11 protein-coding genes, 1 tRNA gene and 2 pseudogenes are annotated in these 11748 nt (G+C 60.2%); 8 read left to right on the forward strand and 6 right to left on the reverse strand.

The genetic code is table 11. The features are described from left to right. Window positions 1–153: 153 nt before the first annotated feature. Window positions 154–519, forward strand: a pseudogene (locus tag NMG80_RS26500) (MBL fold metallo-hydrolase); the annotation flags it as partial. Window positions 520–521: 2 nt separating this feature from the next. Here the strand turns inward: NMG80_RS26500 and NMG80_RS26505 are convergent. Together NMG80_RS26505 and NMG80_RS26510 are read right to left on the reverse strand one after the other, a co-directional pair. Next, a complete protein-coding gene (locus NMG80_RS26505; protein ID WP_254020862.1) occupies window positions 522–1304 on the reverse strand; it encodes a DUF1499 domain-containing protein in 783 nt (260 codons plus the stop codon). Between the two features lie 78 nt (window positions 1305–1382). Further along, window positions 1383–3011 carry a fatty-acid--CoA ligase gene (locus NMG80_RS26510; protein WP_254020843.1) on the reverse strand — a complete coding sequence of 543 codons (1629 nt, stop codon included), beginning with the start codon at window positions 3009–3011 and terminating at the stop codon, window positions 1383–1385. Window positions 3012–3192: 181 nt separating this feature from the next. Here NMG80_RS26510 and NMG80_RS26515 point away from each other — a divergent pair, with 181 nt between their 5' ends. Both NMG80_RS26515 and NMG80_RS26520 read left to right on the forward strand, forming a co-directional pair. Beyond that, window positions 3193–3549 (forward strand): hypothetical protein, encoded by a 357-nt coding sequence (locus tag NMG80_RS26515; RefSeq protein ID WP_254020863.1) that lies wholly within the window; start codon window positions 3193–3195, stop codon window positions 3547–3549. 135 nt (window positions 3550–3684) lie between these two features. Continuing rightward, window positions 3685–4074 (forward strand): DUF427 domain-containing protein, encoded by a 390-nt coding sequence (locus NMG80_RS26520; RefSeq protein ID WP_254020844.1) that lies wholly within the window; start codon window positions 3685–3687, stop codon window positions 4072–4074. A gap of 66 nt (window positions 4075–4140) precedes the next feature. Here the strand turns inward: NMG80_RS26520 and ppdK are convergent, their stop codons facing one another. Then, a complete protein-coding gene (gene ppdK, locus NMG80_RS26525) occupies window positions 4141–6819 on the reverse strand; it encodes a pyruvate, phosphate dikinase (RefSeq protein WP_254020845.1) in 2679 nt (892 codons plus the stop codon). A 242-nt stretch (window positions 6820–7061) separates the two neighbouring features. Between ppdK and NMG80_RS26530 the strand changes: the two are divergent. Both NMG80_RS26530 and NMG80_RS26535 read left to right on the forward strand, forming a co-directional pair. Next, a pseudogene (locus tag NMG80_RS26530) lies at window positions 7062–7373 on the forward strand (VOC family protein). 142 nt (window positions 7374–7515) lie between these two features. After that, a tRNA-Gln gene (locus tag NMG80_RS26535) sits at window positions 7516–7590 on the forward strand. Window positions 7591–8108: 518 nt separating this feature from the next. On the opposite strand, the gene NMG80_RS26540 is transcribed toward NMG80_RS26535, so the two are convergent. From NMG80_RS26540 to NMG80_RS26550, 3 genes are all read right to left on the reverse strand, one after another. Continuing rightward, window positions 8109–9188 (reverse strand): mechanosensitive ion channel family protein, encoded by a 1080-nt coding sequence (locus tag NMG80_RS26540; RefSeq protein WP_254020846.1) that lies wholly within the window; start codon window positions 9186–9188, stop codon window positions 8109–8111. A gap of 259 nt (window positions 9189–9447) precedes the next feature. Continuing rightward, window positions 9448–9954 carry a type I restriction endonuclease gene (locus NMG80_RS26545; protein ID WP_254020847.1) on the reverse strand — a complete coding sequence of 169 codons (507 nt, stop codon included), beginning with the start codon at window positions 9952–9954 and terminating at the stop codon, window positions 9448–9450. A 111-nt stretch (window positions 9955–10065) separates the two neighbouring features. Then, on the reverse strand, window positions 10066–10386 hold the full coding sequence (locus NMG80_RS26550; protein ID WP_254020848.1) for a hypothetical protein: 321 nt from the start codon (window positions 10384–10386) through the stop codon (window positions 10066–10068). Between the two features lie 289 nt (window positions 10387–10675). Here NMG80_RS26550 and NMG80_RS26555 point away from each other — a divergent pair, with 289 nt between their 5' ends. Genes NMG80_RS26555 through NMG80_RS26565 form a run of 3 tightly spaced genes read left to right on the forward strand, consistent with a single transcriptional unit; the run spans window position 10676 to window position 11482 of the window. Beyond that, on the forward strand, window positions 10676–10885 hold the full coding sequence (locus NMG80_RS26555) for a hypothetical protein (RefSeq protein WP_254020849.1): 210 nt from the start codon (window positions 10676–10678) through the stop codon (window positions 10883–10885). Window positions 10886–10896: 11 nt separating this feature from the next. Then, on the forward strand, window positions 10897–11226 hold the full coding sequence (locus NMG80_RS26560) for a hypothetical protein (protein ID WP_254020850.1): 330 nt from the start codon (window positions 10897–10899) through the stop codon (window positions 11224–11226). Continuing rightward, window positions 11219–11482, forward strand: coding sequence for a hypothetical protein (locus NMG80_RS26565; RefSeq protein ID WP_254020851.1), 264 nt, complete (start codon window positions 11219–11221; stop codon window positions 11480–11482). Before NMG80_RS26560 ends, NMG80_RS26565 begins: the two co-directional genes overlap by 8 nt. The last annotated feature ends 266 nt before the right edge of the window (window positions 11483–11748 follow it).

Below are 11748 nucleotides of genomic sequence, written 5' to 3' on the forward strand. Positions count from 1 at the left end.
TCTTCGTTGATGGGGGCAGCACGGGGACGGGATGGGGCCCTGAGACGACGGTTGATCCAGCTCTTATCCGCGGGTTGGTTACCGCACTTCCGTAATTCGTCTGGGCTATCCCTGTCTAGTTTCGGGCGTTGGGTGGATAATACCCAGCCACATACCTCCATCGTAGCGCCGCCGGACGGCGCCATGGCCGACTATATGGCCTCGCTGGATCGGCTGATCGAGCGCGACGACCGCCTGCTGCTGCCCGGCCATGGCGGGCCGGTGACAGCGCCGCGCAGCTTCATGCGCGAGTTGAAGTCGCATCGCAGGATGCGCGTGCAAGCGATCCTGGAGCGGATCAGAAGCGGTGACCGGACGATCAAGGAGATGGTCACGGCGATCTATCACGATACCGACCCGCGCCTGCACGGCGCTGCCGGGCTGTCGGCGCTTGCCCATCTCGAGGACCTGGTGGCCCGCGGCCTGGTGAGCACCGACGGCGACCCGGCGATCGACGGCATTTTTGCGCCCGTCGCGTAGGGCTACTCGGCCGGGGCCGTGCCGACCTGGCCGGCGACTTCCTGATCCAGCTCGGCCAGGAAATCCACGATGCGGGCCGCGTTGTCGCCAAGGTCGTAGCGGCCGTAACGCGAGGCCGAACGCATGTCGACGATGACCGCATCGCCATCGTCGGTCACCCGGATGGCGACGTCGGCGGGAAGGCTGAGGATGAAGCTCCTGGCCAGGGCGTTGATCGTCACCTCGCTTTGCCCGATCGCACGGGGAAACGGCGCCGCAAGCTGCCAATCCCGACGACCGAGCACGGTTGCGACTGCTTCCAGGACCCGATCGAAAGGCAGGACATAGCTGCGTCCGGTGACAAGCGGATAGGTCTCGGCCTGCAGGCGCCGCTCGCCCGGGGTCGGCGGCGAAAGCGCTTTCATATCCGCGGTCCGGGTGCTGGTGTCGAGCACCGGCGGATCGTCGAAATCCGTCGAGATGTCCCTGAGCGGTGGAGAAGTCGCTGCCCAGTAGGCGGCAATGCCGAAAGGAGCAAGCACCAGCAGCGCCAGCACCGTGCCGACGGTGAGATCGCGACCGCCACGGTCGCCGAAATTCCAGAATCTCGAAAAGGCAAATCCGGCGAACAACAGCGCGAAAGCGGCAAGCAGCGCGACAATGCCGAGCAACCAAAGGAACGCCGGCGTTTCAACAAGCTGATAGCGGTGGCCGACGAGAACGGTCAGCAGCAGGACCGCCGAAAAAGCGCCTGCCCGCCGCGACCAGCCGGCCGCCCTCGACGTCTGCCGCTCGGGAATTTCCATTGTTTTCAGCACTGCTTCACCCGAACGGGCGTTTTGCGCCGTTTAGCGGCGGCTTGAAGGCGAAAGACGTCATGTCAGTCAGTCCGTCGGCAGGCGATAGTCGCTGAACTGCCGGCGCAGGAGCGTCTTCTGGATCTTGCCGGTAGCGGTGTGGGGAATTTCGCCGACGAAGGCGACGTCATCCGGCATCCACCACTTCGCCACCTTGCCGTCCATGAAAGTGAGGATATCGGCCCTGGTCGGCTCCCGGCCCGGCTTGCGGACGACGACAAGCAACGGCCGTTCGCCCCATTTCGAATGCCGGATGCCGATGGCGGCCGCTTCCGCCACATCCGGATGAGCGACCGCGAGATTCTCGAGCTCGATGGTCGAGATCCATTCGCCGCCCGACTTGATGACGTCCTTGGCGCGATCGGTGATCTGCATATAGCCGCTCGGGTCGATATGGGCGACGTCCCCGGTATCGAACCAGCCTTCTTCGTCGAACTGTTCGGAGCCGATGCCGCCATAATAGGCACGCGCGACAGCCGGTCCGCGGACTTTCAGGCGCCCAAATGTCTTGCCGTCCCAAGGCAGTTCCTTGTCGTCGTCGTCGGTGACCTTCATTTCGACGCCGAAAGGCGGAAAACCCTGCTTGCCCTGGACGTCGAGCCGGGCGTCGCCCTCAAGCCCGGCATAGCCCGGCTTCATGGTGCACAGCGTGCCGAGCGGCGACATTTCGGTCATGCCCCATGCATGGATGACCTCGACATCGTAATTGCCCTGGAATTTTGCCGTGATCGCACGCGGGCAGGATGAGCCGCCGATGACGACCCTGTTCAGATAGGGAAGTTTCTTGCCGGTCTCCTCCAGGTACTGCAGCAGCATCAACCACACTGTCGGCACGGCGGCGCTGAACGTCACCTTTTCGGTGTCGAGCAATTCATAGATCGAGGCGCCGTCCATCTTGCAGCCAGGCATGACCAGTCTGGCGCCGATCATCGGGCCGCTCTGGCCAAGGCCCCAGGCGTTGGCGTGGAACATCGGCACGACCGGCAGTATGGTGTCGCGCGAGGAGAGGCCCATCGCATCGGGCATCGCCGCGATCATGGCGTGCAGCACGTTCGAGCGATGGCTGTAGAGGACGCCTTTCGGATCGCCTGTCGTGCCCGAGGTGTAGCACATGCCGGCGGCGGTGTTCTCATCGAACGTCTTCCAGGTGAAGGCGCAGTCGACTTCGTCAAGCCATTCCTCGTAGGCGACGACGTTCGGCAGCGCCGTCTGCGGCATGTGCGCCTCGTCGGTCAGCACGATCACCTTTCTGACCGATTTGACCGCGCCGGCGATCTTTTCAAGCAGCGGCATGAATGTCAGATCGACGAAGATCGCTTTGTCCTCGGCATTGTTCATGATCCAGACGATCTGCTCGGGAAACAGGCGCGGGTTAAGCGTGTGATAGATCGCGCCGACACCCATGATGCCGTACCAGGCTTCGATGTGGCGCGCCGTATTCCAGGCCAATGTGGCGATGCGGTCGCCAAGCCCAAAGCCATCACGATCGAGCCGCTCAGCGACCCGCAAGGCGCGGCGATGAATTTCGGCATAAGTGGTCCGGACGATCGGGCCCTCGATCGAGCGCGACACAATCTCGCGTTCGCCGTGCTGCCTGGCTGCGTGGTCGATGAGCTTGTGGCAAAGCAGCGGCCATTCCTGCATCAGTCCGAGCATTTTTTCCTCCCATTGGTTTTTCGCTCCATTGTGGGACGAACAGGCGGATTGTCCAGCCATGACCGGGGCAGAAGCAGTACATTGAACGCAACGACAGTCAAAACCGCCACAATCCGGCCATCGTCGGCGTTAACCTTGATTAATTGGGCAGGGGTGTGATGGGCGAATGAAAGAGGTTCGCATGGACGCGCAGCTCGACGACAAGACTCTCGAAGATTCGCTTGCCGAAAGCCTGGCCGATCTGGCGCCGGACGCCAAAACCGTTTCCGAGGACGAATTCATCGAAGTCGTCGGCGGCGCCCTTGAGGCGGTCGGCGGCAAGCTGCTGTTCAAGATGTGCGTTCAGAACGAAGGCGAAAGCCAGCACGTCGCCGCGGCTTGCGTCGGCGATGGCGGCAACCGCCAATTCCTGCTTCTTACCTTGCCGACCGGCGGTGGTGCGCTCAAGGTCGAAACCGCGTCGCGAAGCACCAATCCGGTCGCTGGTATCGCCGCCGCCTATGCCGGGTTGATGGATGCGTTTCAGGCTGCCGCCTGATCGGTCATCGGCAGGGCCGGTTTGACAGAGACCCAGCAACACGAAAGGCGATGGTTTTCGCACCCGCATTCGACGGCGGCCTTGCGCAGCGCGCACGCCCGACACACCTTTAGGTCGATGCAAGGAGAACCCGTCATGGACCAGATCGCCAATCCGTCACCCGGCTTTCAACGCAACCCGGATAAAGTGATTACTGTCGAGCCCTACAATGGAACTGTGACCGTACGCGCCGGCAACGCGGTCATTGCCTCGTCCACGAGGGCCAAGCTGTTGACCGAATCCCCCTACCCCGCGGTCCTCTACATTCCCTTCGAAGACATCGATTTCGACCAGCTTCGCAAGACGGAATCGTCGACTCATTGCCCATACAAAGGCGATGCGAGCTATTGGAGCGTGCTGCCTGCCGCGGAAGCTGGCAAGGATGCGATGTGGGCCTATGAGCAGCCTTTCGACGAGATGATCGAAATCCGCGATCACGGCGCGTTCTATCCCAACAAGGTGACGGTCGAAGCCAAACCAGCCTGAACAGGGACGGCTCGAAACCTTTTCTGCCGACCAGTCGGTGGTGCGGCCATGGCCGGCGTCGGCCGCTTACCCGCGACCGTTCTTTGCAGCCTGCACCGCCGCCTGCGCAGCAGCCAGCCTGGCGATCGGCACGCGGTAGGGAGAGCACGACACGTAGTCGAGGCCGACCTCCTCGCAGAAATGGATCGACGCCGGATCGCCGCCATGCTCGCCGCAAATACCGAGCTTGATCTCCGGCCGCGTCGCCCGGCCCTTTTCGGCCGCCATCCGCACCAGTTCGCCGACGCCCTCGATGTCGAGCGACACGAACGGATCCTGCTCGATGATGCCCTTCTGGCGATAGGTCTCCAGGAACGAGGCCGCATCGTCGCGTGAGATGCCGAAGGTGGTCTGGGTCAGATCGTTGGTGCCGAAAGAGAAGAATTCGGCCGCCTCGGCGATGACCTGGGCGCGGATCGCGGCGCGCGGCAGTTCGATCATCGTGCCGGTAAGATACGTGATCTTGACGCCGGTTTCCTCCATCACGCTCGTGGCAACGGCATCGATCCGCGCCTTGACGTAGTCGAGCTCCTTCACCAGACCGACCAGTGGCACCATGATTTCCGGAACCACCAGCGCGCCGGCCTTCCTGCCGGCTTCGACCGCGGCCTCGAAAATGGCGCGCGCCTGCATCTCGGCAATTTCGGGATAGGAAACCGCAAGCCGGCAGCCGCGATGGCCAAGCATCGGGTTGAATTCGTGCAGAGCCTCGGTGCGCTGCCTGAGCTTGTCGGGCGACACGTTCATGGCGGCGGCGACTTCGGACACCTCCTCCTCGGTCTTGGGCAGGAATTCGTGCAGCGGCGGATCGAGCAAGCGAATCGTCACCGGCAGGCCGGCCATGATCTCGAACAATTCGAGAAAATCAGAGCGCTGCATGGGCAAGAGTTTTGCGAGCGCCGTTCGCCGGCCCTTTTCCGTGTCGGCCAGGATCATCTCGCGCATGGCAACGATGCGGTCGCCCTCGAAGAACATGTGCTCTGTGCGGCAAAGCCCGATGCCTTCGGCGCCGAAGGAACGCGCCATGCGCGCGTCGAGCGGCGTCTCGGCGTTGGTGCGCACCTTCATGCGGCGCACCGCATCGGCCCATTCCATGATGGCGGCGAAATCGCCCGAAAGCTCCGGCTGCAGCATCGGCACGGCGCCTTTCAGCACCTGGCCGTTACCGCCGTCGATGGTGATGATGTCGCCCTTGCGGAACGTCGACCCCATCGCCATCAGCGTGCCGGCTCTGTAGTCGACGCGCAGCGAGCCTGCGCCCGACACACAAGGCTTGCCCATGCCGCGCGCCACCACCGCGGCGTGGCTGGTCATCCCGCCACGCGTGGTTAGGATGCCTTCCGCCGCATGCATGCCGTGGATGTCCTCGGGACTGGTCTCGATGCGCACGAGGATCGCCTTGCGGCCTTGCGTCTTGAGCTCCTCGGCATCGTTGGAGGAAAAGACGATCTCGCCGGTGGCTGCGCCCGGAGATGCGGGCAGGCCGATGCCGATGACATCGCGTGCCGCCTTCGGATCGATGGTCGGATGCAGCAACTGGTCGAGCGAGGCCGGATCGATGCGGGCGACGGCCTCCTCCTTTGAAATGAGCTTGTCGCGCGCCATCTCGACGGCGATCTTGAGCGCCGCCTTGGCGGTGCGCTTGCCGGACCTCGTCTGCAGCATCCACAATTTGCCGCGCTCGATGGTGAATTCGAGATCCTGCATGTCGCGGTAGTGCTTTTCCAGACGGTCGGAGATGGTGACGAAAGACTGGAAGGCGTCCGGCATCAGCTTCTGCAGCGACGGCTTGTCGGAGCCGGCGGCAATGCGCGCCGCCTCGGTGATGTTTTGCGGGGTGCGGATGCCGGCGACTACATCCTCGCCCTGCGCATTCACCAGGAACTCGCCATAAAGCATCTTTTCGCCGGTCGACGGATTGCGGGTGAAAGCGACACCGGTGGCCGAAGTCTCGCCCATATTGCCGAAGACCATGGCCTGGACGTTGACCGCCGTGCCCCAGCTTTCGGGAATGTCGTGCAGGCGCCGGTAGGTGATGGCGCGGTTGTTCATCCAACTCGAAAACACGGCGCCGATCGCGCCCCAGAGCTGCTCGTTCGGATCTTGCGGAAACGGCTTGCCGAGTTCCTCCTCGACCTTGGCCTTGTAGAGTGCGATCACGCCCTGCCATTCGATGGCGGTCAGTTCGGTATCGAGTTCATGGCCGAGCCCGCCCTTCTGGTCTTCGAGGATTTCCTCGAACACTTCGTGGTCGAGGCCCATGACGACATCGGAATACATCTGGATGAAACGCCGGTAGCTGTCATAGGCAAAGCGGGCGTCGCCTGAATCGGCGGCCAGCGCCTCGACCGTCTCGTCGTTTAGGCCGAGATTGAGCACCGTGTCCATCATGCCGGGCATCGAAGCGCGGGCACCGGAACGCACCGACACCAAAAGCAGTTTTGAGGGATCGCCGAAACGGCGCCCGGTCAGCCGGCCGATATGATCTAGTGCGACCGCGACATCCGCCTCCAGCGAGGCCGGGTAGGTGCGGCCGTTGGCGTAATAGGCGTTGCAGACCTCGGTGGTGATGGTGAACCCCGGCGGCACCGGCAGGCCCAGGCTGCACATTTCGGCCAGATTGGCGCCCTTGCCGCCCAGGAGGTTCCTATCGCCGGCACGGCCTTCCGCAGCGCCGTCGCCAAAGGTGTAGACCCATTTGGTCATGCTTATTCTCCGGTAGCAGGAGATTGAAAAGATTGACGAAGCCGAAGTTTCGCCGTGTCGCTACACGAGCGATATGATGCTGCACTGCGAAAGGCAAGGCGTCGGCAAAGCCAGCCGGCTTCTACAATCGATTAAGAAAAAGCTGTGGCAAAATGACTTGCGGCTCGGCGGCCACTTGAAGAGGACAAACCAGGAACTACGGGTAACGCCATGTAACTGACCGGAAACTTGATTATCTAGAAATGCGGCAACTGGTGGAACGCTGGATAGGCTAAAGGCTTTCTACAGCGCCGCCTTTTCCTGGTCGTTCACCGACTACGGGCCGACCTGTTCGGCCTTTTCAGAAGGGCTTGAATGGAGGCTTTCAGGCTGATGCCGGCGAAGCGCCCGCCAAGCCGCTTCTCGTGCTTTATTCCGAGGACCTGGAAGAAACCCTGGGCGCCGTCGAAAATGCCGGCGGCACGATCGTCAAGCCGATCTTCTCATCCCCCGGCGGCAGGTGGTTCCATTTCGTCGATCCGGCGGGCAATGAAATGGCTGTTTTGAGTGAATAGCGACAGAACTCCCCTCCAGGACGGGTGATCGTGGACCGAAGCTCTGGCCGGGGGATCCGTCGCGCATAGTTGCTATTCTCGGCATTGAGCTTTCCGCCGGCTCGTCCTATAAGGCCGCGCGCAGCGGGCATGTTCCAGCTGTTGGGGCGTAGCCAAGTGGTAAGGCATCGGTTTTTGGTACCGACAATCCCAGGTTCGAATCCTGGCGCCCCAGCCAAACTGGCAATGCGCTATGGACAATTTCGCCGTGGTGGCACCGCTCGATGCCGCTGCAGCCGCTGATTCTGCAAGTAAGTCAAAAGGCTGCCTGAAGTTTGCGCGAACTTCGCCGCGATCTTATTCGCAGTTCGGCGGCACTAAATTCAGGAGCCGTTTTTTCTCGTTTGGAGCCTGATTGATTCAGCAACGGCTGGCGGTGGCGATTGCGTGTGAAATTCCGCCCTGACAAACCAAGCCTGCCGGGCGCGCGATGGAAAGCGCTTGAAAGAGCCGAGCGCGCTCAAGAAACAGCCAGCGCGGTTTCATCCTTACCGAAGCCAAACCCAATGATCGCAATATCGGACGAGAAGAACGGGTGCAGCCATGTAATGAAAGCCCCGCCAGCTCGCGCTATTGCCCTGCAGACACCGGATCAGCGAATTGTCCCCGCGATACATCCATGCGCGAGCCGGATCAACGGAGCCCATATAGTCGGTCATCCGGGCTTGCCTGCCGCGACGCGGGGCGTGAGGAAGTTCACCTCAAATTGCTCTTCGGAAACAACACGCGATCGGGTTTTGCATTCATTCGCGCCAGCATTTCCTTGATCAGGCGTGTTTTGGTGCGCCCCGCCTCCTTCGGCGGCACGAGGTAACGCACGATGGCCTCGAGCCAGGTGTTTTCACTGACGCGAAAATGAACCACGGGATGCTCCTTCACTTCGAGTTCGTCCACCGGCGTTTGCGACAGGATGTGCTTATAGACCTTCACCTTCCGGCTCATGATGTCGCCGATCTGCTCGTCGACGACCTCTCTCATGGTTTTCGCTACGAATTCCAGATCGCTTTCATAAGCGAGCTGGAACTTGATTTCGTTCCAGACATAGGGAAACAGCGGCCAAGAGTAGTTGAAGACCGGCGTGTCAAACACGGTGGAGTTCGGAAACTTGATGACGCGTCCGCTCGGATGATCGGTCCAAAGATGTTCGCCGCCGAATTCCCATAACGTCGTGTCGAGGTAGCTGACATCAATGACATCGCCATGGGCATCGCCGATGCGAATGCGGTCGCCAACGCGATAAGGCGCCCTGGCCAGAATATAAATCCACGCGATGAAACTGGAGATCGGCATTTGCAGCGCAAAGCCGAGAATCAGTGAAATCAGGCCGAGTGAAACAACCGCAGCGTACCAGTTCACAAATAAGACTGAAATGGCCACGAAGACGATGGCGACGACGACGACCAATCGAAAAATACGTTGCAGGTTGAAACGCGAAACACGATTGGGAATTCGGCCAATGAGAAAGACTTCGATAACATTCGCAACGGTCAGCATAACGAAAATGAGAAGGCCGCCTCTGACGTAGTTCAGCACGCGAACGCGCAAAGGCGCGTCAAGCCATTCTAAGCGCCAATTGATCAGGACTTGGATGCCAAAAAGCAGCAAAGCAGCGGCAGCGAAACCAACCGTCCACCAGACGTCTTCCTTGCGAAGGCTGAAGCGGAATTTTTCCTCGGGCTTTTTCGCCTTCTGTTCGATAGTTTTTGGATCAGCAGTCTGTTGCGCGGCCCGTTCGAGTCGGGAAAGGTTCTCCTCTTCCTTGGCGCGCGGTTCCATGGGTTCACCTCCCGATGTGGCCATCAACACCCAGCCAGTGCCTTCTCGTTCCTCGACGGCGGCATTCCGGCAAACGACCGATGTCAGTCGCTGACTGGCTCCTTGCCGGTCCACGAAAGCTGGCCTTCATTCCGGCGGCCCCGTCCTTGGTGAAATAGGGCGGCAAGCAGAAGATGCGACGCCGCCACCATATTCGGCAAATGCCTTATAGCCCGATCCGAAATTAAGCTGAGTTTGGTATCAGCAGCTCCCCGATAGCTCACCGGTAGAGATCTCGACTGTTAATCCAGCGGCCGTTGGTTCGAATGTCTTTCGCTAACGCTATCAGAACATTAGTTTCGCTGTCCCATTCGGAGAGCGCGATTTGCTCCCCGTTGCTCGCTAGCACGTAACCGATAGGATTGACTTCGGGCGGGTAGCGACGGTTGATTTCGCCGGCATAAAGCCTTGCTTCTCGAAGGCCAGTTTCGACGGTAACATCCGGTTCCTTCGCCTCGACAATCATGAGCGGAAGTCCGCCAAGCCAGACTGAATAATCGGGGAAGTACCCAAATCTTTTTCCGGCCGCTTTATCGATCTCCGTGGGTGACATGTATTCCTTCGTCCGCACCCAGGCAGAAGGAATATTGAGATAGCTGACGTTGGTCAAAAACGGGTAGATAAGTTTCTGCTCAACGTCGCTTTCGCTACGCAACTCTCCCTTCTCAAACACGGGGTTTGTAAAGGTTTTTTTCTTGTTATGCGAGCAATCATGCGCCGATCCCACGACTCACTCAGCCTATATGATATTTGACGATTTCGGCAGGCGGACGTGGGCTCTTTCTTCAATCCTTCCGCCCTGAAAGGCTTCTAGAAACATCGGACAGATGCTCCGTCTTCAATTCTCATCTCGCCAGATGACCCGCCGCAGCACCTTTATCCCGGCAAGCCGCCTAACCCGAATGCCCTGCCGTTCTCGCGCCGAAGGGTTTTGTGTCTCGGCGTGCATGTACTCGTTCTTGCCGCATCGCTCGCAACTCATTTTGCTCCCCACCAACACCGCCTCAACGTTGCCAAAGATTTCCCTCAGGTCCCCCGGCTGGTACCAACGCTTGACGTTGCAAAGCCCGCATTGAACGCGCGCAAGCTGCCCGACCTCGTGGGCATTGCTGAGCTTCCATTCGCTGCCGCGCTTACGTCTTCCACCAGTGTCAGGCATGGCCCAAAATAGGAACTCATTCCTCCTCCGGTCAATTCGCCTTGACAGATTTGTTCCTATTTTGTTCACTGTGGCCATAGAACATTTGGAGGCACTGCCATGGACCGCACTGTGACGCTGGACAGCCACCAAGGGCCGCCCTTCAAGCCGTCGCCGACAAGTTCGTTGCCCTCCACAAGGGCGACGTGATGAAGGGGCTCAAGAAGATGATCGTCCTCAATGGGCGCCTTCAGGAGCAACTTGACGCACGCTCAACACCGCGCCGGGCGGGCGGTTAGGAGGAACGGCAATGGGCATTTTGCATCTGGACGAAGAAGCCAAGGCCGAACTGCATTCCGAGGCCGTCAAGCTGATCGCTTGGTATGACAGCCCACTGGAGACGGTGAAGGCGCTCATGGCCTACAACTGTGAGCTTGAGACGAAGATACTCGCCATGGTCTATCGGCATCCCGGGGTTGCAACTGTCAGCTACGACGACACGCCTGTTGTGTTGGGGTGACAACCACAGTCATGCAGGAACTTATCACCTTTTTAGAAACCAACTCGGCGCTGGTGCTCGCGAACCCGGCCGTCTTTGCGACGTTTGCAGTTCTCTTCGGAGGCGGGGGCTTCTTAGTCGGCCGCTACTTGCTGACCGAGCGTATCGCCAATCTGGAAAGCCGAATAGCAAGACGCGACGAGGAAATCGCAGACCTACAGGGCGAACAGAAAGTTCCAAAGCGGGAACTGTCGATGGTGCCTTTGATCGGTGCCACTGCGGTTTATCCCAGTGAACCGGAACGGCTCCCCATGCCTGCTGCCCAACTCCCCGCTCAGCGGAAAGGCAATCAACGTGTCTGACAACATCCTCCCCCAGCAGAAGTCCCCTAAGCTCATCGTGGTCACCGCCTTCGACCGCGACGAGGGCGGCGACCTTCAGCCTGTCTTTGGGCCAGCCGAGCAGCAGACCGAGGATAGGGCCATAAGGACCGCGAAGGGACTGGCTGGGAAACATGCCGGTGTAATCGCGTGGTCGCGTGAAGCTAACCCGGCGCTCGGCGAATACGGCGAGCCGACAACGCTCTTTCTGGGTGGCGACGTGCCAGACATGGAGTGACGGTTGGCCAGTAGCCCTCAGTTACCCCAGCAGTTCTCCACTGGTGTAGCCGAGGCGGCATAGGGACACAGGAGATCCGCCTTTATTAGTCCAGACCGTAACCAATGCCCCCTGACAGCTATTTACCGGTAGAGTCTCGGGTACTTGGCCTTCTCAGTCTGGCAATCATCCCTGCGCCGCACCGCTTTGTTGTAAGCGACTTCATAGGCGCGGATGGCCCTCTTGAACTTAGGTGGATTGGGTGTGACCTGCCACGGGTAATTTCC

This window comes from Mesorhizobium escarrei (assembly GCF_935825525.1).
Taxonomy (GTDB): domain Bacteria; phylum Pseudomonadota; class Alphaproteobacteria; order Rhizobiales; family Rhizobiaceae; genus Mesorhizobium; species Mesorhizobium escarrei.

Coding starts and splice junctions, on each gene's coding strand:
- NMG80_RS26505 (WP_254020862.1), bottom strand. CDS start 1,304: ATGGAAATTCCCGAGCGGCAGACGTCGAGGGCGGCCGGCTGGTCGCGG.
- NMG80_RS26510 (WP_254020843.1), bottom strand. CDS start 3,011: ATGCTCGGACTGATGCAGGAATGGCCGCTGCTTTGCCACAAGCTCATC.
- NMG80_RS26515 (WP_254020863.1), top strand. CDS start 3,193: ATGGACGCGCAGCTCGACGACAAGACTCTCGAAGATTCGCTTGCCGAA.
- NMG80_RS26520 (WP_254020844.1), top strand. CDS start 3,685: ATGGACCAGATCGCCAATCCGTCACCCGGCTTTCAACGCAACCCGGAT.
- ppdK (WP_254020845.1), bottom strand. CDS start 6,819: ATGACCAAATGGGTCTACACCTTTGGCGACGGCGCTGCGGAAGGCCGT.
- NMG80_RS26540 (WP_254020846.1), bottom strand. CDS start 9,188: ATGGAACCGCGCGCCAAGGAAGAGGAGAACCTTTCCCGACTCGAACGG.
- NMG80_RS26550 (WP_254020848.1), bottom strand. CDS start 10,386: ATGCCTGACACTGGTGGAAGACGTAAGCGCGGCAGCGAATGGAAGCTC.
- NMG80_RS26555 (WP_254020849.1), top strand. CDS start 10,676: ATGGGCATTTTGCATCTGGACGAAGAAGCCAAGGCCGAACTGCATTCC.
- NMG80_RS26560 (WP_254020850.1), top strand. CDS start 10,897: ATGCAGGAACTTATCACCTTTTTAGAAACCAACTCGGCGCTGGTGCTC.